We start from the raw sequence: 25,613 nt of genomic DNA on the forward strand, positions 1-25,613 counted from the left end.
TTTCACTATAAATTTAAAATACTTTAATAACAGAAAGCGAGTTGGATAATATTATGCAAAAAACATTCAGAATTGTCGATGAAGATGGAATTCACGCACGTCCAGCAACTGCCTTGGTAAATACAGCAACAAAATTCAAAGGTACAGAAGCATATGCAGAAGCTAAAGGTAAAAAAGTAACTTTGAAATCCATTCTTGGCGTATTGTCATTGGGTCTTGAAGCTGGAGATACTTTGTCTTTGATTACTGAAGGAAGCGAAGAAGCAGAAGCTTTGAACGCTCTTCAAGAAGTAATGATTAAAGAAGGGCTAGGGGAAATCCATGAATAAGATTTCAGGAATCGCGGCTTCAGCAGGGATTGCAGTAGCCCGTGCTTTTATCCTGAAACATCCGGATTATACGATTACGAAGACAAGTATCAGTGATACTGAAGCAGAAGTCGCTAAGTTAAATGATGCACTCGCCAAATCAAGAGTGGAGCTGCAAACGATTAAAGAGCGTACTTTGGCAGAGCTGGGGGAGAAAAAGGCTGAGATTTTCGAATCACATCTGCTTATTCTTGATGACCCAGAACTGATCAATCCTGTAATTGATAAAATCCGTGAGGAATCGGTTAACGCGGACTATGCGCTAAACGAAGTGGCTACGCAATTCATTGAGATGTTTGAAAATATGAAGAGTGCCTATCTGCAGGAACGTGCAGCTGATATGCGTGATGTTACCAAGCGCTTGCTGAACCACCTGCTGGGCATTCATTATGTAAGTCCTGCAGAAATCAGTGAAGAAGTAATCGTGATTGCTCAAGATCTAACACCATCGGATACAGCACAGCTTAATCGTAAGTTCGTTAAAGGCTTCACAACGAACATCGGTGGACGGACTTCTCACTCTGCAATTATGGCTCGTTCTTTGGAAATTCCAGCGGTTGTTGGAACTAAAACGGTTCTGTCAGAAGTGAATTCTGGCGATTTGGTGATTGTCGATGGTCTGAACGGAGACGTTCTGATCAATCCTAGCGAAGCTGAAGTGGCAGAGTACACTCGCAAGCAGGAAGCTTACGACTTGCAAATCGCAGAATGGAAGAAACTTCGCGACGAACCTACAGTATCAGCAGACGGTAAACATGTTGAACTAGCTGCCAATATTGGTACACCAAATGATGTGAATGGTGTCATTGAGAATGGTGGCGAAGGTGTAGGTCTGTACCGCACTGAGTTCCTTTACATGGGTCGCGATAAGCTGCCTTCTGAGGAAATTCAATATAACGCCTACCGTACTGTACTTGAGAACATGAAGGGTAAGCCGGTAGTCGTACGTACCCTGGATATCGGTGGCGATAAAGAGCTGCCTTATCTTGACCTTCCGAAGGAAATGAATCCTTTCCTTGGTTTCCGTGCGATCCGTCTTTGCCTGGATCGTCAGGATATTTTCCGTACTCAATTACGCGCATTACTAAGAGCAAGTGTTCACGGGGATCTTCGCATTATGTTCCCTATGATAGCTACGCTTGGTGAATTCCGTGCTGCACGTGATCTTTTGCTCGAAGAGAAAGCTAAGCTTCGGGAAGAAGGTAAGGAAGTATCAGACAACATTCAGCTTGGCATAATGGTTGAGATTCCATCAACTGCTGTACTGGCTGACCAGTTTGCTAAGGAAGTTGATTTCTTCAGTATCGGTACGAATGATCTTATTCAATATACAATGGCTGCGGACCGTATGAATGAACAGGTATCTTACCTGTATCAGCCTTACAATCCAGCCATCCTGCGTTTGGTCAAAAATGTAATTGATGCAGCCCATGCAGAAGGTAAATGGACGGGGATGTGTGGTGAAATGGCTGGTGACGCAACAGCTATTCCGCTGCTACTGGGTCTTGGTCTCGACGAATTCAGCATGAGTGCAACTTCCATTTTGCCAGCGCGTAGTCAAATATCTAAATTGTCGGCTGCCGACATGAAGGATTTGGCTGCAAAAGCGTTGCAGCTTGGCACGGCTGAAGAAGTCGCTGCGCTTGTTCAAAGTATCGCTAAGTAACTTTTTACGCATGCATTAATCCGTTTTAGCGTTCTACTGTTTTTCCAACTACTATTGCCGACTTCCGATGGCTGGAGGTCGGCTTTTTTATGTTTTTTAACCTTTAATTTTCTATAATTCGACCTCATTTACTGTTCACTGTTTATTTTCTTTATTGCGCAGATGTCTATACCGATAGTATTAGTAATGAGCATAAAGTCGATAAGGAACCCAAACCTATAAATATGTCGTACATATAATAGTAAGGATCCATAGAAAGTTTATACTCCATTTGCTGACTTGCAGCGCTGTGCAAGTATTAATATGAAATAAATTGGTAATATATGGACTTATAAGCAACCCCACAGGTTAGGTGGGGAGCCATAGGATGGTGTTAATTCATGAGTAAAAATTATATAAATGCAGAATTGATGATGGAAGTCTACGAGGGCAAGGATTTAGGCTTGAGGTATTCAACGGAGTACAGTGTATTTAAAGTCTGGGCACCTACGGCACTTGCTGTGTCCCTTGTACTGTACGAAACAGGTGGGCATCAACTGAATACTGAGTCACCTAAGAGTGTTATGGACAATGGACGTATTGTATATATGCAGCGTAGTAATGGTGGAGTCTGGCAGACCAAGTTATCAGGTGATCTAAAAGGGAAATATTATATGTACCGTGCTGTTTTTGCAGATGGAAATGTGACGGAAGCAGTAGATCCTTATGCAACAGCGGTATCTGCAAATGGTTTAAGATCAGCAATCGTTAATTTGCAGGATACGAATCCAGAACATTGGGATCAGGATGTAGCGCCTCCGTTACAGCATCCTGCCGACGCAGTGATTTATGAACTGCATGTTCGTGACTTCTCCTCGCATGAGAGCTCAGGTATGCATTATAAGGGTAAATTCAAAGCATTTACCGAATTTGGATTAAAGGATTCGGCAGGAAATACAGTGGGGATTGATCATCTGGCTGAATTAGGGATTACCCATGTACATCTGATGCCGGTATTTGATTTTCAGACCGTGGATGAGCTGAAGGTGGTTAATCGGGGTTCCTCCATAGCTAATGTGGACTACAATTGGGGGTATGATCCCCAGCATTATAATGTACCTGAAGGATCTTACAGCACCGATCCTGCCAATCCTGGCTTGCGGATTCGTGAATTTAAAGAGATGGTGCAGGCCTTACACAGCCGCGGGATCGCGGTAATTATGGATGTCGTTTACAACCATACGTATGCTGTGGAGAATGGCCCCTTTGAGCCGCTTGTCCCAGATTATTTCTATCGCCGCGATTTTACGGGACGTTTGTCGAATGGCTCCGGGGTTGGCAATGAGCTGGCTACAGAACGTCCGATGGTCCGTAAATTTATTAAGGACTCCTTATCTTATTGGGCTTCGGAATATCATATGGATGGTTTCCGGTTTGATCTAATGGGACTGATGGACAGTGTTACCATGCGGGAGATTACCGAAGAGCTTCGGCTAGAAGTGAATCCGAATCTGTTGCTTTACGGTGAACCTTGGACGGGTGGAGATTCTCCGCTGGCCACTAAAACGCTAAAAGGTGTACAACGGGGCAAGGGCTATGCTGTCTTCAACGATAACTTCCGTTCAGCGATCAAAGGGGATAGTGATGGCTTCGGAAGAGGGTTCGTGACAGGCGAATACGGCAAAGAAGGTGCTATTGCAGCCGGAATTAAAGGAGCAATTCATGAGTTTACGGACTCGCCTGTGGAATCGGTGAACTATGTAACTGCCCATGATAATTTGAATTTATGGGATAAGATGCTTATCGTTCAAGGAGGGAGTCAGGAAGCTGATTTTCCGGTAATCGCTAACATGGATAACGAAGATCTGGAAGAGGCAGTGGCCCTTGCCAATCCATACGTGAATGTAGATCAGGAGAATATTCTCGGTAATGAAACTATACGTCGATCCTTGCTTGCTAACGGAATTATTCTGACCTCGCAGGGGATTCCTTTCCTGCATGCTGGAGATGAGCTCCTGCGCAGTAAATTTGGAGATCATAACAGCTACCGCAGCGGTGATGCGGTCAACTCGATCCGCTGGAATATGAAAAGTGCATTTAAGCCCGTATTTCAATATTATAAAGGTCTGATCGAGCTGCGGCGTACACATCCGGCATTTCGTCTGCATGGCCGCCAGGAAATTGAACGCTCCTTAGAATTTCTGCGTCGTGATGGCGGAATAGTATCGTATCTGCTTAGAAGCCATGCAGGAGGTGATCTCTGGAACAATATTACCGTTGTCTTCAATGCTAATAATGACCGGATGTCGGTATCACTTCCTGAGGTTGCTGATAGTTGGAACGTAGTAGTAGACCATACCCGTGCCGGGATAGAAGCCATCCGCAGAATCGAAGGCAATGAGGTAGAGGTGGAAGGGTTGTCGATGATGGTCCTTTATGATGAATGTGGTGAGCCAGCCCCACGCTCTAAAATTATCGAAATACACTATGAACGCCCAGATCAGAATTACCAAGGCTGGAATCTTTGGGTTTGGGATACAGGAATCCAGGATGGACAATGCGATTTCCGTTATATGGAGAACGGGCGTGCAGTAGCCCGCATCGAAGTGCTGCCAGATACCCAAACTATCGGATATATTTTGCGGCTTAATGATTGGGAAGAAAAAGATGGGGACGGAGACCGTTTCATTGATTGTTCTACGAATGGAGAGTTAACCAAGGTCTTAGTTCGGGATCGTGATCAGGAGATTGACGAAATTTCAGAAGATCATCTTCGGTTAAGCAGTTAGAGGCCATACAAAAAAAGCTGTTTCAGGGTTGATTTTTCCTGAGACAGCTTTTTATTTGCTCTTATGGTTTTACAATGGTCTGGTTAGCTAACCCTTCGTCCACAAGCTCGTAGTAGAGATTGGCTTTATTGCCACCATGGTCTTTGGAGCGATACATCGCCAAATCGGCGGCACGCAGCAGTTCATTAATACTGCTTCCGTGTTCAGGAAATAAAGCGACTCCGATACTCGCGGAGGTATGGAAGCTGGACCCGTTATCAACAGACCAAGACTTGTTGAACAGTTTAAGTAACCGCTGCAGTGTTTCATCAAGCATCTCTGGAGAAGTGAATCGATGCAGTACAACTGCGAACTCATCTCCGCCGATCCGGAAGGCCTGACCTATTCCTTTAACCGTATGCTGAAGTTCACGGGAGAGCAGCTGAAGAAATTCGTCTCCAGCCAGATGGCCTAAGGTATCATTTAGCTGCTTGAATCTATCACAGTCCAGCAGGGCAAGCGCAATATTTTGCCTCCGTCCTTCGGGTTGGGTGATAAGGTTCTCCATATACATTTTGAAATGAGCCCTGTTGGGAATCGCTGTTAAATGGTCATAGAAGGCTAGCTTATGTAGTCGTTCTTCGTATTGTTTTCGCTGGGTAATTTCCCGAGATAACAGCATAAATTGTGCTGGGAATTTACGGCTGCCGAGAACAGGTGACACCTTAGTTTCAAGCCATACCCATTGACCTTCTGCTCCGCGCATGCGCAGTTCAGAAATGCGCGGAGTTCCCTGAACAACACTTTTTAATTTAGCCCAGGCAATTTCCGGTTCACGTATGTAGTTGGATAACGGATCTCCTTTTTTAGGCACATAACCTAGAATACTGGAGTGTGAGGGGGAAGCATATAGAATCAACCCGTTGGGATCCGTCAAAATAATGAAATCAGACATGGTTTCACCGATAAGCTGATAAAGTGTTTGTTCTTCCAGCATTTCATTCTGGAGCCAGATGATTTTGCGTCCAAGGTAAATAATAACTAGGAGAAACACAAATAAGAGGAGTGAATAAAGAGAGAACAAAGCGCTTTTTTTATCTCCAAATCCATCCGTTACTTGCAAGGCGTAGTTGCCAATCAAGTCCTCTGCTTGATCGAGATGTGCCCTAGCTTCATTGAATTGCGAGTTTAGGGTGAGCGCAGAATATGAATCTGGGTTCCAGCTGCTCTTCGTCCGTTCTGTTATTAGCTTATACCCTGAATTTTTCCATTTGATAATGGTAGTTTCGAAGGAGCTGAGCTCGTTTTTTAATTCGGAAAGGATAATTCCACTTTGTTTCATATCACTGTAAGGTTTTTTTATAGCGTTGATATTTGATCTTGCTACACTTATTCGTTCCTCCGCTTGAAGATTATTATCTATAAACTCCTTAGTGAACTGTTCACCTTCTGCGGCTGTTAGGTTTGGACCCATTGCGATTTGCAAGGCTACAGCGGCTTGATGCAGATCACGATCCGCGCTCAGTATGAGCTTAGAGTTCTGATATATATCATCATAAAGAGAATCTGACAATCTATTAATCGTGTAATTTAAATAGAGTAGCGAGGCGACGCTGATCCCAACCAGAAGGACGGAGATTGCAGCGAAGACATAGAATAGTTTGCGTGTTACCTTGAACTCAAAGAATCCTGCCACAGTCATCTTCTCCCTGTATAAGATGATTAAGAAAATCTATTGCTGCTTAAGTAGAACCTGCAGAACGCAATCTATGGTCAGGCGTAATTTAATTCATTCACTGATGTTTGAAGGTGCTTTTGGGATAAAAGAGGTGTTGTATACATAGTGGGAAAACATAGGAAAGTGTACGTGTGAGTAAATGGTAGTTTCTAGTATATCAAGTATATAGGACGTGCTGCTTATAGAGCAATCTTTACTCAGATAATAACCAAAATGACAAAATTTAAAGTTTAGTGTATGGGCCTATTGAATTATCTATATTCAAACCGATGGTTCCTATTACCCAACTCGATCATAAATGATACCTTTTACAGCTGCTGAAAAAAAAACTGCCCTTAGTCATCTTAATGACTATAGGACAGCTAATCATTCATTATTCGTTACGCAGTGCGTGAATGGGGCGAAGTCGTGCAGCTTTGTTCGCAGGCATCATTCCAAAAATCACACCGATTAGTAAGGAGAAAATAAAAGAGATCAGTACCATATCCCAAGCAATCGAAACTGTAAGTGCTGAGTATTTACCTAGCAGCCAACTGCCCGCGACACCAATGCCAACCCCGAGCACCCCACCCAAACCGCTGAGCACGATGGATTCAATCATGAATTGAGCGAGGATATCGAATTTTTTGGCACCAATTGCTTTACGGATACCAATCTCACGTGTTCTTTCATTGACAGATACGATCATGATGTTCATGATTCCGATGCCGCCGACAAAAAGTGAGATGCCTGCTATGCCTGCAAGCGCCATGGAAAGTGTATCTGTTGTGGAATTGACAGTTTCCAGCATTTCCTGAGAATCAAACACACTAAAAGCATTATCCGCATAATTGAATTTAGCATCAAGCGTACTTTCCAGTTTTTCTTTTGCAGCTGCTACAGTATCTGCTGAAGTTGTCTTAATGGTGATGGAACGGACGCCTTTACTTTTTAATTGGCGTTCTGCAGTGCTTATAGGAATGAGTATGATATCGTCGTTGGAACCACTTAGACTGGAGCCTTTTGTTTCTAAAAGCCCAACGATTTTATAGCTAATTCCGTTTAACTGGACCTTCTGCCCTACAGGATTGTCTGTACCGAATAAATCTTCGGCCGTACCTGAACCGATCAACGCTACCTTTTGCCGGTATTCGTTATCAATATCAAGCAAGAAGCGGCCTGCCTGTACATGAAAATCCTTTACCTCCTCATAAGAGGGGGTGATTCCTTCTACAGTTACACTAACGTTGTCTGTTTTATTCTTGGCTGTAGCATTGCCGCTGATCACAGGAGCTACATTTGCTATACCCTCTATATCCCCTAGAGCAAGGGCTTCCTCATAGGTGAGAGAGGTAGTCGCCCCACGGCCAGTAATGTTTACAGTGAGTTGGTTTGTGCCTAGTCCGTTTAGCTGCTCTGTGATCTGTGAAGTAGTTCCTTGCCCAACAGAAACAAGAATGATGACCGAAGAGACTCCAATAATAATCCCAAGCATCGTTAAAAAAGCTCTAACCTTACTGCTGTTGATGCTCTTCAGGGCCATTCGCATGCTTTGGTACAATTTCACCCCGCATTCCTCCGATCTTCCACGAGGTTGCCATCCTGAATACGAATAATCCGCTCCGCTTGTTTAGCTATTTCCAGATCATGTGTGATAAGGATGATGGTATGCCCTTGCTTATTTAACTCACGTATCATTTGCATGACTTCCTGCCCTGTCCGTGTATCCAGTGCCCCGGTTGGTTCATCGGCAAGTAGAATAGGGGGGGATCCCGCCATAGCCCGGGCAATCGCTACCCGCTGTTGCTGTCCTCCCGAAAGCTCAGAAGGGCGGTGATGCATCCGATCCTCTAGCCCTACTTTAATGAGTGCTTCCTGTGCTAGTTGTCTTCTTTCCCGATGGGAGAGGCCACGATAAATCAATGGCAGCTCCACATTTTCAATGGCTGACAGCTTGGGGAGCAGGTTGAAATTTTGAAAGATAAAGCCGATCTTCTCATTGCGGATCGTTGCGAGCTTATTGTCGGATAACTTGCGAACCTCTTGTCCATCTAGAAGATAACTTCCTTCATCGGAGATATCGAGGCAACCAAGCATATTCATGAGTGTTGATTTACCAGAACCGGAGGGACCAATAATAGCTACGAACTCCCCCAGATCAATTGTAAAGGAAAGGCTATTTAAGACCGTCATGGTTTCTCCGGCCATTGTGTAGCCGTGGGACATGTCGTGAACTTCGATCAGAGGTGCTGAAGCACTCATCTGCCGCCACCTCCGCCACCACCTGGTGCGCTGCCCATACCACCAGCGCCACCTCCGGTGAAGCCGCCACCCCCACTAAAGCCACTGCCGCCGAAGCCAGCGCCACCCATACCGCCCATACCACCTCTAGTTTCCGTTTCCGTGCTGGTTGTTCCGGTTTTCGTAGAGATTACGGTAGGGATGATCACCTGGTCCCCTTCATGGAGTCCGCTGACAATTTCAATGCTGCTCTCATCATGGAGACCCACTTCGACAGTGACCATCTGTCCTGAGCTATTGCCGCGATTTCTTCCACCGGCAGCGCCGCCGCGAGCGTCAGGAGCCCCGCTGGGCATAGCGCCGCCGCGAGCGTCAGGGGCACCACTAGGCATTGGTACTTGGCCCTCGCCAGCAGTTTTGGAAGTTGTGACTGAACCCGCTGCTAGAGGAATAGAAACTGTGTATTTTCCGTTTCTTTCTTGTACAGCTTCAATAGGTACTGTTAATACATCCTTTTTCTCAGCAGTGGTTACTGAAACTTCCGCAGACATTCCAACAAGAGCACCTTCGGAGCTTGTTAGACCTATGGTAACATCGAAGAGGGAAACACCGTTTGAGGCGGTGCCCTCATTAGCTATTTTCGTAACCGTTCCCTTGAATTCCGTATCAGGCAGAGCATCCAATGAAATAGTGGCAGGCATCCCTAGCTTTACAGTAGGAATATCAAGCTCATCCACCTGCACAACTACACTTAAATTAGCATAATCGGTAATGTCGATGAGTTCAGAGCCGTCCATGGCTTTTTCGCCGCTTGCAATATTAACTGTCGTTACAGTTCCATCAATAGGAGCCGTTAACGGATCAGGAGGAAGCATATCTTCTTGGACAGAAGCTATTTTTTCCTGTTGCGCCGAAATGTCGGTTTTGGCCTTTTCAATCGAACGTTTGGCATTGCCTAGCTCATCTTCTGATGCACCTGCCACGGCCAGCTTCTTATATTGCTCCTGCTTGTCCTCAAGATCGGTCTCAAGCGAGGCAAGTGAAGTTTGCTCCTGCTTGAGATTGTCACTCAGATCATTGCCTTCAAAGGTAATCAAAGTCTGGCCTTTTTTCACGAGATCGCCCTCTTTGACAAGAACCTCAGCTGCGGTCCCGCTGTCCTTCGTTTTTACTTTACCGGTTTCTGTAGCAATCACGGAGCCGGCTCCGGATACACTAACTACGATATCGCCCTTTGTAACGGTAGCTGTATTAACAGGCACTTCAGCGGCTTGACTGTTCTTATCAGGTAACAATGTATACACCAGCATTCCTGCTGTGGCTACAACTACTACTCCAAGAGTCCAGAACACTATTTTTTTCTTCTTCATTTCTATCCTCCCTAGCTCATCATATTAATTGCCGGATGTATTGCTGGTGTCTGGATCTGTGCCAGAAGTAGAGTTGCTGTTCGAAGTCGTTGATGCCCCCTGATAAGTGACGACATAGGTTTGTGTTCCCAGCAGATTTCGATGGCCTTGGAATTCGTCGTATAGATTCAACCGGATTGCGCCGCCACCCAGTGTTTTGTACAGGCTGCTTGTGAAGGTTGTGGTGTACGACTTGAAGTTACCTAATTGTAGATCTGTGCCAAGTGTTAATGTTTTTTCCATGCTTTGTCCTAAGGGGTCAATCAGCTCCAACACCAGTTTGTGCTCGTAGGTGCCTGATTCATAAAGCGTGCTGGCTGACATGTTGTAGGTTAGTGCAGTGCTGAGCGTATCTTTACCAGCGGTGACGGTGGCGACTGCATTTGTAACGGATAGGGTATAAGGAAACATTTCCACGTTCAAAAGATTGCCTTTGGGCTCCACTCCCAGCTGGTTCAGTCCAAGTGATACCGTATTGATGTAACCCGTCGATTGGCCGTCAGGAGCGGTAAGCTTGCCTTCTGAAACACCCTCCCCGATATAAAGGACAAGGTTCGCTGGATCTATACCTAGAGGGAGCTTACTCCAGAGGGTGACCAGACTTTTTCCGTTAGGACTGGTGGAGGTTTTGGACTGGGTGACTTCGGCTTCATAATATTGATTGTCTTGTGTTTTGTAATAGGCTACGAGTTGAGCCTGTTCGGATTTACGCGATTCCTCACTGTTCATTTCTAGTTCTGTGTACAAGAGATTTGAATCTGTACCTGGGTACACGAGGGTCCGGCGTACAAGTAATTCCGCTTTTTTACCTTCAAGCTCAAGATGGAAAGAATTTTCAGCTGCAACACTCTGTACCCGGCTGTCCAGTTGGGTAGTACTTAGAGAAAGGAAGTTAAGCTTATTTTCACCTGAAGTTTCTTGCAGGGTGATTTTTAATTGATTGAAAGTATAGCTATAAGGAACATTGGCTACGACATACACAGCAGCCGATTCATTTGGACCGAGGATGGTTTGCGTACTTTCTGAGACAACCTGGGAAGTGCTGCTGATGTCACTTTCTCCAGCTTTGACGACACTTGTAAGCGCAGGAAGCTGAACAGAGGTTGATTTAGTGTTGCGGATGTTGATTTTAGCCACGATCTGGTCTTTGTCAGACCAAGGGAGTCTTTGAATGTTTGCAATTTTGACAACAAATGTACCGTGACTGTTCTCAATGGGGTATTCCGTGTCCTGCCAATTGTTAGTTTGCAGCGTGTAAGGGATCTGATAATAGGCGGTAGGAAAAATGATCTTGCCTTCAGCAGCCGGCTCAGTCATTTGCAGCTGCAATGTTCCTTGATTGAGTGTGAGTGGTACATCTGCGCTGAGTTCAATAATCTTTTCTTCAAGCGGTTTCAATGTTAGGCTGGCAAAATCCTTCGTATCCACCGGAAAGCTATACCCTTCAGCGGCTTTAATAGCAAGTTCATAGGCAGGCACATTCACCGCTTTGTTGCCGCTATTTTTGATGCGGAACTGTAGTGTCCACTTTGCGTTGCCATTGTCAGCATAGACGTTAGCCGTTTTCAACTGTGTTTCGACTGTATTATTGCTGATTGTAAGCTTCTTCGTGACATTGCTGGCTACGACAAGATCCGGTGTTGTTGCAGCGGGGAGATTGTAGGCGACAACCGGCAAAGCTATTTTTAATGAGGCATCTTCTCCGGCAAATTGCAGCGCCATGTTGTCTGTCTTCATATAAGAAGGGATTTCCGTCAAATAGTAGATCGTCTTCTTTTCCTGAGGCTGTACTTTATAGCTGGTGCTGGTGTCATCAAGTGCGAGTTCAAATACAGATCCTCCAGCGGAAGCGAGGTATCCTTTAAGTCCAGTATCACTGAGTACCTTGGTTCCTTGATTAGTGAAGCTAACGCCAACCTTGGCATAGACCTTACCGTTATATTTATAAATTTGCAGGCTCTCTGCCTTGGTGGTTACAGGGAGATTGTTTAGGGTGATCTTTTTACTCTGCCCTCTGGCGACAGCTTGTGAATATCCTGTGGGTACGGTGAAGTTCCCTAGCTTTTTTTGATAATCGGTGGTGTTGAAGTCCCATCCGTACAATGAAATTTTGACCCCGTTTAAAGAGGTGGATTTGCCGATGTTTACATAGTAGGTGATAGATTGACTGCTTTTCGCGGCAATGGATTTGATGGTTGCACTGCTGGTAATAGGGCTTCCTTGAATAACTGTACCGCCGCTAGTAGTTACTTTGGAGAAAAAGTCCACCAGATTGAGGCTAGCGTTGCTTCCATTAGAGTAGCTGAGTGTGTATGTAAGAATATTTCCGCCATCCTGAGTTAATAAGCTGACATCCGTCAGCTTTGCGCTGATGTTAGTCTTCAAGGCTATGGAGCCTAGTTTATCCAGAGCGGATACGGAAGCTGTTGTTGCTATTTTGGTGGATGTAGTCCCGGCCCAAGCGGTATGAGCACCATACGCTGCAGATTGGCTAAGTACAGCTGTGCTTAGCAGCACCGCGGCTACTTTTATTCTCCGTACATGCATTTGATTTCCTCCCAATAGGATAGTTAATAGTCTGCGAAGGTGCACCCGAGTGGATAAGCAAGCCTTCCTAGTAATGGAAATTATCAAGCTCCGCTGAATGTTAGCTGAAAAAAAGTTGGAAAAATGGCTCTGAAGCTTAAAGCCAGCTTAAAAGAAGATAAAAATTAGCCTAATTTTGTCCAGCTTGTCAAAACGACAGATTTTGCATATAATAAAGAGACATATCTCTTGTAGTAAAGAGATACCTGACAATTAGCATGAATTGTGAAATGCAGTGATGGAGAAGAGTACACAGTGCCTGATTTACAGGGAGGAGACGCCGCGGATTGAGAGCGTTTCTAAGAAGCAGAGCTGTCGAAGTTCACTCCGGAGCAGTTCCCTGAATTCCTTAAGCTATCTAATAGGGAAGGGTAGGGGATACCGGTCACAGACCGTTATTTCTGTATAAAGTGAGATAGGTATCTGTCCAGCCAAAAGAGGGAATGAAGCTCTTAAGGGGAACAGATCAGCTTGTCTAACAAGGGTGGTACCACGGTCTTTTCGTCCCTTACCGGGAGAAAAGGCCTTTTTTTGTTGAACTAGACAATGATTGAAGGGGGCTGTACACGGCCATGAAAGAGAAGTTGGAAGCATTGAAGGTTGAAGCGCTGGCTAAGCTGCAGGAGGTTATGGATCCGCAGGTACTAAATGATCTAAGAGTGAAGTATCTCGGTAAAAAAGGTGAGCTTACAGAGGTTCTGCGCGGTATGGGAGGACTTAGTGCTGAGGAACGTCCGGTAATCGGGCAAGTAGCGAATCAGGTTCGCAGTGCTATTGAGGAGATTATCGGCGCGAAGCAGGAGGCTTTTCAAGAGCAGGAAACCCAGCAACGTCTGCAGGCTGAAAAAGTAGACGTAACCTTACCGGGTCGCCGTATGCAGCAAGGGGGCATTCACCCGCTTAGCAGAGTCGTACAGGAGATTGAGGATATTTTTATCGGCATGGGCTACCGTGTAGCTGAAGGTCCGGAAGTAGAGACCGATTATTATAACTTTGAAGCTCTAAATCTGCCTAAGAATCACCCGGCACGTGATATGCAGGATTCTTTCTATTTAACGGATGACCTGTTAATGCGCACACAAACCTCGCCGGTACAGATTCGTACTATGCAGGCTATGAACGGTGAAGCTCCGGTAAAAATCATCTGCCCGGGTAAAGTATTCCGCCGTGATGATGATGATGCAACGCATTCCTTCCAGTTCCACCAAATCGAAGGTTTGGTCATTGGAAGTAACATTCGAATGAGTGATCTGAAGGGCACCCTGCAACAATTTGTGCAGGAGATGTTTGGACCGAATACAGGCATTCGTCTTCGTCCGAGCTTTTTCCCATTCACTGAGCCAAGTGTTGAAGTAGATGTAAGCTGCTTCAAATGTGGCGGCGATGGCTGCAGACTATGCAAGCAAAGCGGATGGTTAGAAATCCTTGGCGCAGGTATGGTGCATCCAAATGTACTGAAAATGGGTGGCTATGATCCTGCTGAGTACAGCGGCTTCGCTTTCGGAATGGGTGTAGAGCGGATTGCAATGCTTAAATACGGCATCGATGACATCCGACATTTCTATAGTAATGACATGAGTTTTGTGAAGCAATTCAAGGGCGTTTAGTTTTTGTGGGCGCGCTGGCTGATAGTGGCGGAGAATGGCTTTGGAGTGTTCTCCCACAGGAAGCAGCGCGAACGACAGTGAAATAAATACATCTGAAACATAAAGGAAGTGAGCGGATATGAAAGTATCAACCGGATGGTTGGCTGATTATACATCGATTGAAGGAGTAACCGCCGAACAGCTAGCGGAGAAGATTACCGCTGCCGGCATTGAGATTGACGGCGTAGAGCGCCGCAATAAAGGCATTTCCGGCATCGTAACCGGCTATGTGAAATCAAAGGAAAAACATCCTGATGCAGACAAGCTGAACGTATGTATCGTGGATGTGGGCCAAGATGAGGAGCTACAAATCGTTTGCGGCGCAAAAAATGTAGCTGCAGGTCAAACTGTACCTGTAGCAATGGTTGGCGCAAAGCTGCCAGGACTGGATATCAAAAAAGCCAAGCTGCGCGGTGTCCTGTCGCAAGGAATGATCTGTTCGGCCAAAGAATTGGGACTGAATGATAAATTGCTTCCAAAAGAGCAACAAGAAGGTATTCTTGTGCTGCCTGAAGGGACAGAGATTGGTCAGGATATTTCCAAGGTCCTCGGCTTAGATGACGAGATTCTGGAATTCGATCTGACTCCGAACCGTTCAGATTGCCTCAGCATGATTGGTGCTGCTTATGAAGTAAGTGCAATTCTTGGGCGTGAAGTTAAATTACCTGATCCAAAAAGCGAAATGATTGAGATCAGTGGTCCTGCTGCGGATTCCATTTCCGTCAAGATTGAAGATGAAGAATACTGCAGCCATTATGCAGTTCGTTATATTGCAGGTGTTAAACCTGCACCATCACCGCTGTGGATTCAGAATCGTCTGATGGCTGCTGGGGTTCGTCCAATTAATAATATTGTGGACATTACCAATTATGTGATGCTGGAATATGGACAGCCGCTGCATGCTTTTGATGCAGATAAAGTACAAGGTGGAGAACTCGGCGTTCGTCTTGCCCATGAAGGTGAAGTTTTGGTTACACTTGACGGTCAAGAGCGTAAGCTAGAGCCGCAAATGCTCGTTATCTCTGATGGAGTAAAAGCTGTAGGTCTGGCCGGAGTAATGGGTGGACGGGATACAGAGGTTACTGCTGAGACGGTAAACCTTGTTTTGGAATCTGCTAAGTTTGATGGAGGAACGATTCGTAAAACCTCGCGTCAATTGGGACTTCGCTCTGAAGCCTCCCTTCGTTTCGAGAAGGAAGTGGATCCAAGTGCAGTTATTCCTGCATTGAACCGTGCAGCCGTACTGATTGCACGTTATGCTGGCGGATCGGTCCATGAAGGCATCGTGCAAGCAGGAACTGACGCTGTTCAAGAGAAGGTTCTCACCTTGTCCTTAGAGAAACTGAATCGTTATCTGGGAACGGATTTGTCCTTGTTGGAAGTGAAGACATTGTTTGGCCGTCTACATTTCAAATGTGGAGATACCGCACAAGGGCTGATTGAAGTTCAAGTCCCAACCAGACGTGGCGATATCAGCTATGATGTTGATCTTATTGAAGAAATTGCCCGCCTGTACGGGTATGACAATATTCCAACGACTCTAATTGAAGGAATTACAACACCAGGAGCACTAACTCACAAGCAAGCGCTCCGTCGTGAATTGCGTCGCCTATTGTCACATGGCGGTTACCAAGAGGTGATGGGTTACTCCTTCATCCAGCCGCAACAAAGCACAATGTTCCCTGAGTTATCAGAAGGAGCAGTAGCGGTGAAGCTGGCTATGCCGATGAGTGAAGAACGCAGCGTACTGCGTACCAGCCTTCTACCACAACTCTTGGATATTGCCAGCTACAATACCAATCGTCGTCAAAGCGACTTGGCATTGTTTGAAATCGGCAACGTCTTCTTCACGGATGAAGAACAGTTGACTCGTCAGCCACGCGAACTGCCGGTGCTGGGGCTGCTGCTTAGCGGAAGCTTAACAGTGAAGCAATGGAATGTTTCGGCACAGCCTGTGGACTTCTTTGATTTGAAGGGTGCGCTGGAAACGGTATTTGCTCATTTAGGGCTGACCGATAAAATCGTCTATGTAGGAGATAGTCCAGAAGGATATCATCCTGGGCGTTCCGCGTCGGTATATTTACTCGGAAACGAGGGTCTTGTGAAGATCGGAACGATGGGACAGATTCATCCGGATCTGCAAAGACAGCTGGATCTGGTGGATACTTATGCGGCAGAAATTTTATTGCAGCCGTTATATGAAAGTGCGCAAAGCCGTTTGCAATATAATGAGCTTCCGCGTTTCCCAGGAATGGAGCGGGATATTGCTGTGGTCGTGGATTCCGCTGTACCAGCGGGCGATCTGCTAGCTTCCATCCGCGATAACGGAGGTACTTTGCTCCAGTCCGTCCAGGTATTTGACGTTTATACTGGTGGTAAGCTGGAGAATGGAAAGAAGAGCATCGCGATCTCACTGCTGTATCGTCATAGTGAACATACACTGACTGATGAGGAAGTAGGAGAGGTGCATGAGAAGGTATTAGCATCTCTTCAACAAACTTTTGGTGCAGAATTAAGAAAGTAGCAGGAATTGTGTAAAGCCGCAGCGAATCCATTTAGAAACTGAGATTCGCTGCGGCTTTTTCTAGGTAGAGTGCAAAGCGGAGAATATCAGCCATAATCTATTGAATATTAGGGATTTTGCCAAATGCTTACCAAAAAAGCTACAATAGAAGAAGTGAAACTAGCTTAGAATCCGCACACATACAAAGGAGGGCACAACTGTGGCTATGGACCGGACACGTGTCGCCGTGGAGATATATGGAACTTCCTATAAACTCGTCGGAAGCAGTACTGAATATATGAAACAAGTGGCCCGTTATGTTGATGAACATATGCGCACGATTTCTAAATCTCACACCAGACTGGACACACCGCGTATAGCGGTGCTTGCAGCTGTACATATGGCGGAGCAGGCTATTCAGGTTCAGGACTTCAAAAATGAACTAAACATGATGACAGGTGAACGCAGTGAACTGCGATTGGAAGTATCTCGCCTGCTGGAGGTACAGCGGGAGCGGCAAGAAGAATTCGAGCGACTTGAAGCTGCGGTCAAAGAAGAGGCTGGGCGACTGATTGCTGCTGCGGAGGAAGAACGTAAGCGGCATTTGGAGATTCAGGAGAATGAACGCAAGGTACATGCGGAACAGCTTCAGGAGGCAGTGCAAGCTGTGGAAGCTGCACGCAAGAAGCTGGAAGAAGAATTGCTTGAGCGCGAGATAGAGCTGCAAGCACTGCGGACAAGCTACGAAGAAGAGCAGGCAGCTAGTCGTGAACACCAGCGGCAGGAACTGGCGAAGGCGGAAGCCATCCGCTTGCAGCAGCTGGAGGAGCAGAAGGCTGCTCATCTGCAAGAGCTGGAGAACATCCGGGAGACGCTGACCAAGGAGAAGACAGACACGCTGTCTGCTCTGCAGCTTGAGCTGACCGAGACCAAGTCAACACTGGAGGAAGAGCTTGAGGTTACCAAGTCTACATTAGGTAAAGAACTCGAAGATACCAGATTGACGCTGGGTAAGGAGCTTGAGGATACCAAGTTGACGTTAGGTAAGGAGCTTGAAGATACCAAGTTGACCTTAGGTAAAGAGCTTGAGAGTACCAAAGCGAAGTTGGGCAAAGAGCTGGCGGAAGAACGTGAAGCACTGCAGCGGGAACAAACCAAGAATAAGGAACTGCGGCAGTCACAAGGCACTCAAGAGCATAGACATAAGCAAAATATTCAAGAGCTGGAAAAACAGCTGGCTGAGCTTCGTGGTGGGACAGGGCAACTTCAGTCCAGATTACGTGCGGCTGAAGCCAGTCTTAAGAGTGAACGAGATGCAAGACAGACGCTTCTTGGACAATATGAAGCGATTGTTAAACGTGAAGAACAGCTCAGTGAAGAGCTGCGCACGGCTACTGAGCTGGGCACACTGTTGAATGAGGAGCTGGAAGAGTTACGCCAGCGTTATCAACAGTCACAGAATGAAGCTACAGAGCTAAGAGCGTCACTACAGGAGACGAGTGAAAATCTGCACCGTGTTCAGGAAGAGCTTGCGGGATCAGCAGCAGAGGCGGCTAACTGGCAGGAGCTTTCGGATAAACGCATGGAAGATATTGGTGAACTGGAAATGAATCTGCTGGAGTCTGAGGAGAAATCCGTGTTGCTCCAGAAAGAGATTGACACGCTACGTGGGCAAGCCGATGGATTAGTACAGCAGCTGGATCAGGAGGTTCAGCTTCGTACAGATGCAGAACGCGAAACAGCGGTACTTCGGGAGCAAGGTGTGCAGGCTCAGAAGGAATTGTCTGCGCTTCGTGTTCGTTATGAGGAACTGATTGCTCAATACGACGATGTACTGCAAGAAGGAGAACGCCTGCAGGAAAGATATCAACTGTTGCAGGAAGAAGGCGAAGAGGCAACACGACGCTTAGAAGAGTTATCTGAAGCTAGTCGTGAAGCTGCTGCTACTGTTGCTGAGCAACAGGAAGTGCTGAAGGAAGCAGAGGCGTACGGAGCTTCCTGGAAGCATAAGTACGAGGAACTATCCGATCAGCAGCTGCAGTGGACGGATCTCGAAGCAAAGCTGCGTGAGGAGATCGACATTTGGCAGCAGGAAGCCGGTGAGGCTGAAATGAAGCAGGAAGCTATTGATCGTGAACGTAGCGAAGTGCTTCAGCAGCTAGGTGAAGTTGGTGAAAGCTATGAAATGGTTCAAGGACAACTTCGTTTGTTGCAGCTCCAGTTTGAAATGCGTCAGGAAGAGTTTGACAAGCTGACAGATGAGCATCGTAACCTTAAAGAGGAATATGCCAAGCTACAAAATGAATATAATGAATGGATTCAACTGATCGAGCAAGACAGTTGAGTGCCGGATGCAAGTAAAAGAGCTGACCTGATGAGTAGAGAGATCTATTTCGGGTCAGCTCTCTTTATTAATGAGCTCAAATTAAAAAAACAGCCGATCTCAGGGGGAATCCCTAATAATCGGCTGTTTATGTGTAATCTATTCCACGATGATTGTAGCTCTCATTCCGCTATGTCCGGAGCCACACATAATGGAGCAGGTCATTTCGAAAGTTCCAGCTTCCTCGGGTACGATCACCTTTGAGGATTTTTTTTCATTAAGCTGCAGCTCGAACTCTGGAATAAGGATACCGTGATTGCCGTCATCATTTTTAAAAATGATTTTGACGGGAACACCCTTTTTTAGATGATATTCTTCCTGATCAAAGCTGTAATTTGTAGCTGTGATTATGAGTTCTGTTTCTGCCTCGATTTCCGGCTCCGCTGTGTTAGTATTGCCAGCAGCACTATCATTGCTGTTCCCACAGGCTGTAAGTGCTATAACGAACACCATTGAAAGTAGAATTGCAAATTTTTTAATAATCTAAATCCCCTCCCAAGAAGTCCAAGCATAGTGAAAATGTGACAATTATGTAGACATCATAACTTAAAATTTAAGTAAGCGCTTTGATGAAATGTGAAAAATATGTGAACAGGCAGACTGTTCAAACTTTGTCGTAAATTGCAAAAAAATGATGAAAATATAACTAAAATTTATTATAATGAAAGCTATTACATTAACGTATAAAAGTAGGGGATACATATTACAAGTATTAATGATGCGCTAAGTACGGAGGTTTGGCACCGTAGAATCTTACAAGGCTATTGGATGGTAGTCATTCTTTTATTAATCTCACAGTTGCTGTTTTTGTCGAATATTGACCGACTCCAAATAAAAACAACCATGGATACGAATCTATGGCATTTATTTATAGCCTGTAATTTACTAATTGTGTTCCTTATGATTACTGCGGAGCTGTGGCTGCGTTATAGTAAACAGTCCCCTAAATATGGGGTGGTTAGCTGCGGGTTTTTAGTGTCCTACCTTATGTATTTTGTATTAGAGCCTTTTGTTGACGGTGCTCAGATGACACTTATGATGCCGATTATGGTTGCTCTTATTTATTTTGATCGTAAGCTCCTGTACATAATGGGGTTATTTAGTATTGTGTTTTATGCCGGGGTATATTTTGGGTTGGAACGGCCATTCCTACATAAACCGCTGCTTGAATTCTTGATGGTAGAGTGTGTATTTTTGGTATTTGTGCTGATGGCTATTGCAGTAATTATTCGTGCTCGTGAAGCGCGTATTAATTTAGAAAGATTAACCAAGGCGGGCCAAGATCTAATGGTGGAGAGGGCTATTTCGGATAAGCTGCTGAAGATAGACGCACTCACTGGACTCTATAATCATAAAACCTTTCATGAATATTTGGATTCATTATTGGAGCAATGTGAAAGCAACAACCTTCAGTTACAGCTGGCTCTTTTCGATATTGATAACTTCAAGCAAGTGAATGATACCTACGGACACAGGGTTGGAGACCTTGTACTTAAGGTGATAGCGGACAAGGTAGGCGGCATGATTGAATTAAATGATTTTGCGGCTAGGTATGGTGGGGAAGAGTTCGCTGTGATTTTTACAGATAAAAGTTTCTCGGAGTCCTATGAAGCAGTAGAGAAATTACGGAAAAATATTGCTCAAATTGAACATTTGCAGGCTGGTAACAAGCCGATCACCGTGAGCATTGGAATTTGTGATTATCAGCTTGGGGATGGAAAAGAGCTTCTCTTTCGTAAAACAGACAAAGCGCTCTATACCGCTAAAAAGCAAGGCAAGAACAGAGTGGTCAACTGTGCGGAGAGTCATAAAGAGGAGATAGTGTCTTTTGCATAAAAACAACACAGAACCCCTTATTGCCGGAGAAGAACCGGAATAGGGGGTTCTGTGTTGTGAAGAGCTTTTGTTACTTAGCGGCCTCAAATGGAGTGGATACCGGCAGAAACAGGTCGATAATCCCAATGACAAGAGCTGCTAAGATGGCACCCAGAATGGATACGCTGACTCCGCTGACTACGAATTGAGCGACCCAGATTACTACCGCACTGACAATAAAGCCGACGATACCACGACCGAAAGGCGTTGCTTTTTTGCCGAAGATTCCTTCGACTACCCAGCCGAGTAGCGCAATCACCAGTGCAAGGATTAAAGCGCTCCAGAACCCACCAACCGTGAACTGTGGAACAATCCAGCCAACAACCATCAGAACAAGCGCTGCGACCACAAAACGACCAACATGACTTAAGAAATTCACTGTACTAACCTCCTTTGGCCCATGCTAAGGATATGTGCAGTTCTTATTGTGACCTTATTACGTGATTCTATGCTTAAAAATAAGACCCAAATAGCGAAATTGACCTGAATTCTGTATAATGGAAACATCTATGAAGGGAGCTGTGACTGTAATTGGACGACAAAATTTTGCATACGCTTGAATATCGCAAGATTTTAAATAAATTAATGCAATATACGCAAACCCCCATGGGAAGATTGGCTGCGGAGCAGCTAAGGCCCTCCGGCGATTTCGAAGGTGTGAAGAAGCTGCTTCAAGCCACGGATGAAGCGGCTAATGTGGATCGCCTGAAGGGCATTCCTTCGTTCGGCGGGGTAAGCGATATTCGAGCTGCACTAAAACGTGCTTCTATAGGCGGAATGCTGGGAACAACTGAGCTGCTGGCCGTTGGAAATACCATTGGCGGCGCACGCAGAGTCAAACGTTTCCTGGCAGCTATGCATGAGGAAGAAAAGATTGAGCTCCTGTTCTCACTGAGCGACGTTTTATCGGAGCAAAAACATGTGGAAGATGCCATCCGTTTATGTATAGACGAGAATGCTGATGTACTTGATACAGCTAGTTCTGAGCTGGCTAACATTCGCCGTGAATTGCGCGGAGGAGAGACCAGAATTCGTGAGAAGCTGGATTCGATGATTCGTTCGTCTTCTGTAGCGAAAATGCTGCAGGATCAGCTGGTGACCATTCGTGGTGATCGGTTTGTTATTCCTGTAAAAGCGGAGTACCGTGCCCATTTCGGTGGTATCGTACATGATCAGTCTGGATCAGGAGCGACTTTATTTATCGAGCCAGAGTCTATTGTGGCGATGAATAATAAACTCCGTGAAACACGGCTGCGTGAGGAACGGGAAATCGAGATCATTTTACACAGGCTGACGGCACTTGTAGCCGACATTGCGGAAGAAATGACCTACGATATTGATATTCTGGGAGAACTGGACTTCATCTTCTCCAAGGCGCGTCTTGCTCGTGATATGAAGGCTACTCAGCCGCGTATGAATGACCGCGGTTATCTTAAGCTGCGCAAAGGGCGGCATCCGCTTATTCCAGCGGAGCATGTGGTTCCTTTGGACGTGGAGCTGGGCAATCAATACAGCTCAATTATCGTAACCGGACCGAATACCGGTGGTAAGACCGTTACCCTCAAAACCATCGGCTTGTTGAGCTTAATGTCGATGTCCGGCTTGTTTATTCCAGCAGAGGAAGGCAGCCAGATGTGTGTGTTTGATGCCATTTATGCTGATATTGGCGATGAACAGAGCATCGAGCAAAGTCTGAGTACCTTCTCTAGTCATATGACTAATATTATCTCCATTCTGCGTAGAATGACTCCTAAGAGCCTTATTCTGCTTGATGAGGTGGGGGCTGGAACCGACCCGGCAGAAGGCTCTGCGCTGGCAATTGCCATTCTGGAGCATATTCACCGGATCGAATGCCGGATGGTCGCAACAACACATTATAGCGAACTGAAAGCATACGCTTATGAGCGTAAGGGAGTCATCAATGCCAGTATGGAATTTGATGTCCAGACCCTTAGCCCAACCTATCGCTTATTGATCGGCGTACCCGGACGAAGCAACGCCTTTGCGATTGCCGAGCGTCTAGGCCTGCCTCATGCGATTCTGGAGCATGCCCGCGGCGAAGTGAAGGAAGAAGATCTGCGCGTGGAGCATATGATTGCTTCTCTCGAAGAGAATCGGCTGGGAGCGGAACAGGAGCATGAACGTGCAGAGGGCATCCGCCGCGAAGTGGAGGAGCTGCGCAGCAGACAACAGCAAGAGCTTGAGAAGCTGGAAAGCCAGCGTGAGAAACGCCTCGAGAAGGCTGAGAAGGACGCCAGCGCGATCCTGGACAAAGCGCGTAAGGAAGCTGAGGAAATTATCAGTGATTTGCGCCGCTTGGCTATGGAAGAAGGAGCTTCAGTTAAAGAGCATAAGCTGATTGAAGCGCGGCGACGTCTGGATGAAGCTGAGCCATCACCGCGCAAGAAGGCTGTTACCCGCAAGACTACCAAAGCTCCACGTACAATTGGCCCTGGAGATGAAGTGAAAGTCGACAGCTTGAACCAAAAGGGCTTTGTGGTGGAGCTAAGCGGTACTAAAGAGGCGCTGGTGCAGTTTGGCATTATGAAGATGAAGGTAAGGCTGGATGATTTGGAATTGCTCTCCTCGAAGGCAACAGCTGCGCCAACGGCCCTTCGCCATGCGACAACCGTCAAACGTTCCCGTGATGAGAACATTCGCAGTGAACTGGATTTGCGCGGGACTAACCTGGAGGAAGCTATAATGGAGACAGATCGTTTTATCGATGAAGCCTTTTTAGGTAATCTGGGCCAGATCGCCATCATTCATGGTAAAGGTACGGGTGTGCTGCGCACAGGAATTCAGGAATATTTGCGTAAGCACAAGCATGTGAAGAGTTATCGGCTCGGGAATTATAACGAAGGCGGCGCGGGCGTAACTGTGGCTGAGCTGCAATAGCGGGATTTCCCGGCAGAAAGAAGGGGAAAGCGTGCAAGAAGATATTGATCTTTTGCTGGGTCATCCGCTAGGTGCCTTGCTTGGCTACTTTGCAGTGGCGATTCTTGGGCTGGTTGTATTTCTGTCTTTTTTTGAAATGGTAACGAAATATAATTGCTGGGAAGAAATACGTAAGGGAAACCTGGCAGTGGCAATGGCCACAGGCGGCAAAATCTTCGGAATTTGCAACGTACTGCGTTTCAGTATTGAAGCTGGTGTTTCAATTTACGAGACAATGAAGTGGTCCGTCGTCGGTTTTTTGCTGCTGCTGCTTGCCTATTTTTTATTTGAATTTCTGACCCCTGTATTCTCTATTGACGAGGAGATCGCTGCGGATAACCGTGCTGTTGGACTTATTGCCATGCTGATCTCGGTATCGTTGTCTTATGTAATAGGTGCGGCTATTTTTTAAATCCGTCCTTATAAGGACACCCTGCAAAGAATTATGGATTTGGACAAGCTTTGAATTGAGCAGTCCCACTCTTTGTGGGGTATCTTAGGAGGAAATCATGAAGATTCTCACCCGAGTTCTGTTTCTGTCAGCGATTGCTTTTATAGCAGCCGGTATTATTTATTTAATGATGAATTAAATTTAAAAGTGAAAGTATGAAGGAGATTATAAAGATGGAAACAACTGTATGCCCTTGGTGTCATACTGAAATTGTATGGGACGAGGAATTTGGACCTGAGGAGAATTGTCCTCACTGTAACAATGAGCTTAGCGGATACCGTACGGTCACTGTTGGGATTGACGGCATCGAAGAAGAAGTAGAGGAAGTCGTAGAGGAACCCAAACAAGAGGTTGTTAATGACGATGATCTTTGGGGAGAGCCTGATAAAGACAGCGTAGTTCCAATCTATAATACGCTTAATCAATTCGGCGATGATTATGACTTGAACAAGTACGAAGAGAGTGTCTCAGCTATTCTGGCCATTCAGGAGGAAGCTCCGGAATGTACTCAATGCCATGAACTTACGATCCTTGCGGGTAAGCAGCCTGTGAGCAGCTTTGAGCCGTCTGCTCCAGCTACACTAGGTAAGTCGGTATTAACCGCTCCATTCTCACTCAATGTTTACGTATGTCCTTCCTGCTTCCATGTTCAGCACAGTCTGGCACAGGAAGATCGGATTCAGCTCGTACGCAATTTGAGCAACGCTCAGGCGTAAGAATAAGTATATAAAAAAAGGGGCGGTCCCATAAGCTAATAGCTGCTGGGGCGTGCCCCTTCTTTTTTTGGACCTTACTTGACCGTTGACAGTTGTCGGAAGCGTGCGGATATGTAATCACTGTCGGATGCGCATAGTAACCCGCTAGCGGACACAACCGGCCTTAACCGCACCATTATCCGATATTTGGAATGCTATCGGACTCCAGTGCAGCTATTGGCTTGAAAAACGCCTATATATGGGCCTCTTTCCAAGGATAGCATCACTGGAGTCCGAAACCTTGCTTTAAAGGCTAAAAACATGTAAATAACGTCAACTGAGTCCGTAAGCTCCATGGGATGATGGATTTATGATTGAAGCAGGGAAAA

At 45.9% G+C, this 25,613-nt stretch carries 17 protein-coding genes and 1 other annotated feature; of the genes, 10 read left to right on the forward strand and 7 right to left on the reverse strand.

All coding sequences use genetic code 11. The annotated features are described in order from the left end of the window. Positions 1-53: 53 nt before the first annotated feature. The 3 genes from MHB56_RS22495 to pulA all read left to right on the forward strand — a co-directional run bounded on the left by MHB56_RS22495 (position 54) and on the right by pulA (position 4,802). Complete coding sequence (locus MHB56_RS22495) at positions 54-329, forward strand: HPr family phosphocarrier protein (protein ID WP_076126374.1); 276 nt, start codon at positions 54-56, stop codon at positions 327-329. Further along, complete coding sequence (gene ptsP, locus MHB56_RS22500) at positions 322-2,034, forward strand: phosphoenolpyruvate--protein phosphotransferase (RefSeq protein WP_076126376.1); 1,713 nt, start codon at positions 322-324, stop codon at positions 2,032-2,034. Before MHB56_RS22495 ends, ptsP begins: the two co-directional genes overlap by 8 nt. 380 nt (positions 2,035-2,414) lie before the next feature. Next, positions 2,415-4,802 carry a type I pullulanase gene (gene pulA, locus MHB56_RS22505; RefSeq protein ID WP_341144028.1) on the forward strand — a complete coding sequence of 796 codons (2,388 nt, stop codon included), beginning with the start codon at positions 2,415-2,417 and terminating at the stop codon, positions 4,800-4,802. Positions 4,803-4,863: 61 nt separating this feature from the next. On the opposite strand, the gene MHB56_RS22510 is transcribed toward pulA, so the two are convergent. From MHB56_RS22510 to MHB56_RS22530, 5 genes are all read right to left on the reverse strand, one after another. Continuing rightward, on the reverse strand, positions 4,864-6,477 hold the full coding sequence (locus tag MHB56_RS22510) for a sensor domain-containing diguanylate cyclase (RefSeq protein ID WP_341144029.1): 1,614 nt from the start codon (positions 6,475-6,477) through the stop codon (positions 4,864-4,866). Between the two features lie 415 nt (positions 6,478-6,892). Next, entirely contained in the window at positions 6,893-8,065 is a 1,173-nt protein-coding gene (locus MHB56_RS22515) for an ABC transporter permease (protein ID WP_139329884.1), read from the reverse strand. Continuing rightward, positions 8,062-8,760 carry an ABC transporter ATP-binding protein gene (locus MHB56_RS22520; RefSeq protein ID WP_076126381.1) on the reverse strand — a complete coding sequence of 233 codons (699 nt, stop codon included), beginning with the start codon at positions 8,758-8,760 and terminating at the stop codon, positions 8,062-8,064. Before MHB56_RS22520 ends, MHB56_RS22515 begins: the two co-directional genes overlap by 4 nt. Beyond that, positions 8,757-10,109 carry an efflux RND transporter periplasmic adaptor subunit gene (locus MHB56_RS22525; RefSeq protein WP_341144030.1) on the reverse strand — a complete coding sequence of 451 codons (1,353 nt, stop codon included), beginning with the start codon at positions 10,107-10,109 and terminating at the stop codon, positions 8,757-8,759. Before MHB56_RS22525 ends, MHB56_RS22520 begins: the two co-directional genes overlap by 4 nt. Before the next feature lie 24 nt (positions 10,110-10,133). Next, complete coding sequence (locus MHB56_RS22530) at positions 10,134-12,695, reverse strand: hypothetical protein (protein WP_341144031.1); 2,562 nt, start codon at positions 12,693-12,695, stop codon at positions 10,134-10,136. Between the two features lie 265 nt (positions 12,696-12,960). Continuing rightward, positions 12,961-13,246, forward strand: a binding site (T-box leader). 60 nt (positions 13,247-13,306) lie between these two features. Here MHB56_RS22530 and pheS point away from each other — a divergent pair. From pheS to MHB56_RS22545, 3 genes are all read left to right on the forward strand, one after another. After that, the gene (pheS, locus tag MHB56_RS22535; RefSeq protein ID WP_076126387.1) at positions 13,307-14,341 is read left to right on the forward strand and encodes a phenylalanine--tRNA ligase subunit alpha; all 1,035 of its coding nucleotides are present in this window, start codon (positions 13,307-13,309) and stop codon (positions 14,339-14,341) included. Between the two features lie 118 nt (positions 14,342-14,459). Continuing rightward, positions 14,460-16,904 carry a phenylalanine--tRNA ligase subunit beta gene (pheT, locus tag MHB56_RS22540; protein WP_341144032.1) on the forward strand — a complete coding sequence of 815 codons (2,445 nt, stop codon included), beginning with the start codon at positions 14,460-14,462 and terminating at the stop codon, positions 16,902-16,904. A gap of 199 nt (positions 16,905-17,103) precedes the next feature. After that, positions 17,104-19,227, forward strand: a complete 2,124-nt coding sequence (locus tag MHB56_RS22545) for a hypothetical protein (RefSeq protein WP_341144033.1) — start codon at positions 17,104-17,106, stop codon at positions 19,225-19,227. A 138-nt stretch (positions 19,228-19,365) separates the two neighbouring features. Here MHB56_RS22545 and MHB56_RS22550 read toward each other — a convergent pair whose 3' ends face one another. Further along, a complete protein-coding gene (locus tag MHB56_RS22550) occupies positions 19,366-19,719 on the reverse strand; it encodes a cupredoxin domain-containing protein (protein WP_254857055.1) in 354 nt (117 codons plus the stop codon). A 315-nt stretch (positions 19,720-20,034) separates the two neighbouring features. Between MHB56_RS22550 and MHB56_RS22555 the strand changes: the two genes are divergently transcribed. Continuing rightward, on the forward strand, positions 20,035-21,102 hold the full coding sequence (locus MHB56_RS22555) for a GGDEF domain-containing protein (RefSeq protein ID WP_076126393.1): 1,068 nt from the start codon (positions 20,035-20,037) through the stop codon (positions 21,100-21,102). 70 nt (positions 21,103-21,172) lie between these two features. Here the strand turns inward: MHB56_RS22555 and MHB56_RS22560 are convergent, their stop codons facing one another. Further along, the gene (locus MHB56_RS22560; protein ID WP_036683548.1) at positions 21,173-21,520 is read right to left on the reverse strand and encodes a phage holin family protein; all 348 of its coding nucleotides are present in this window, start codon (positions 21,518-21,520) and stop codon (positions 21,173-21,175) included. Positions 21,521-21,672: 152 nt separating this feature from the next. On the opposite strand from MHB56_RS22560, the gene MHB56_RS22565 reads away from it, so the two are divergent. The 3 genes from MHB56_RS22565 to MHB56_RS22575 all read left to right on the forward strand — a co-directional run bounded on the left by MHB56_RS22565 (position 21,673) and on the right by MHB56_RS22575 (position 25,245). Beyond that, the gene (locus MHB56_RS22565) at positions 21,673-24,039 is read left to right on the forward strand and encodes an endonuclease MutS2 (protein WP_076126396.1); all 2,367 of its coding nucleotides are present in this window, start codon (positions 21,673-21,675) and stop codon (positions 24,037-24,039) included. A 31-nt stretch (positions 24,040-24,070) separates the two neighbouring features. Then, entirely contained in the window at positions 24,071-24,490 is a 420-nt protein-coding gene (locus MHB56_RS22570) for a DUF350 domain-containing protein (RefSeq protein WP_036683543.1), read from the forward strand. Positions 24,491-24,702: 212 nt separating this feature from the next. Then, complete coding sequence (locus tag MHB56_RS22575; protein ID WP_341144034.1) at positions 24,703-25,245, forward strand: hypothetical protein; 543 nt, start codon at positions 24,703-24,705, stop codon at positions 25,243-25,245. Positions 25,246-25,613: the final 368 nt, after the last annotated feature.

Origin of the sequence: Paenibacillus sp. FSL H8-0315, assembly GCF_038005365.1 — a bacterium.
GTDB classification, from domain to species: Bacteria; Bacillota; Bacilli; order Paenibacillales; family Paenibacillaceae; genus Paenibacillus_AQ; species Paenibacillus_AQ odorifer.

What these genes read in the sequence shown, in the direction of transcription:
- MHB56_RS22495 (WP_076126374.1), top strand. Translation starts at nt 54, where the DNA reads ATGCAAAAAACATTCAGAATTGTCGATGAAGATGGAATTCACGCACGT.
- ptsP (WP_076126376.1), top strand. Translation starts at nt 322, where the DNA reads ATGAATAAGATTTCAGGAATCGCGGCTTCAGCAGGGATTGCAGTAGCC.
- pulA (WP_341144028.1), top strand. Translation starts at nt 2,415, where the DNA reads ATGAGTAAAAATTATATAAATGCAGAATTGATGATGGAAGTCTACGAG.
- MHB56_RS22520 (WP_076126381.1), bottom strand. Translation starts at nt 8,760, where the DNA reads ATGAGTGCTTCAGCACCTCTGATCGAAGTTCACGACATGTCCCACGGC.
- MHB56_RS22525 (WP_341144030.1), bottom strand. Translation starts at nt 10,109, where the DNA reads ATGAAGAAGAAAAAAATAGTGTTCTGGACTCTTGGAGTAGTAGTTGTA.
- MHB56_RS22530 (WP_341144031.1), bottom strand. Translation starts at nt 12,695, where the DNA reads ATGCATGTACGGAGAATAAAAGTAGCCGCGGTGCTGCTAAGCACAGCT.
- pheS (WP_076126387.1), top strand. Translation starts at nt 13,307, where the DNA reads ATGAAAGAGAAGTTGGAAGCATTGAAGGTTGAAGCGCTGGCTAAGCTG.
- pheT (WP_341144032.1), top strand. Translation starts at nt 14,460, where the DNA reads ATGAAAGTATCAACCGGATGGTTGGCTGATTATACATCGATTGAAGGA.
- MHB56_RS22550 (WP_254857055.1), bottom strand. Translation starts at nt 19,719, where the DNA reads ATGGTGTTCGTTATAGCACTTACAGCCTGTGGGAACAGCAATGATAGT.
- MHB56_RS22555 (WP_076126393.1), top strand. Translation starts at nt 20,035, where the DNA reads ATGGTAGTCATTCTTTTATTAATCTCACAGTTGCTGTTTTTGTCGAAT.
- MHB56_RS22575 (WP_341144034.1), top strand. Translation starts at nt 24,703, where the DNA reads ATGGAAACAACTGTATGCCCTTGGTGTCATACTGAAATTGTATGGGAC.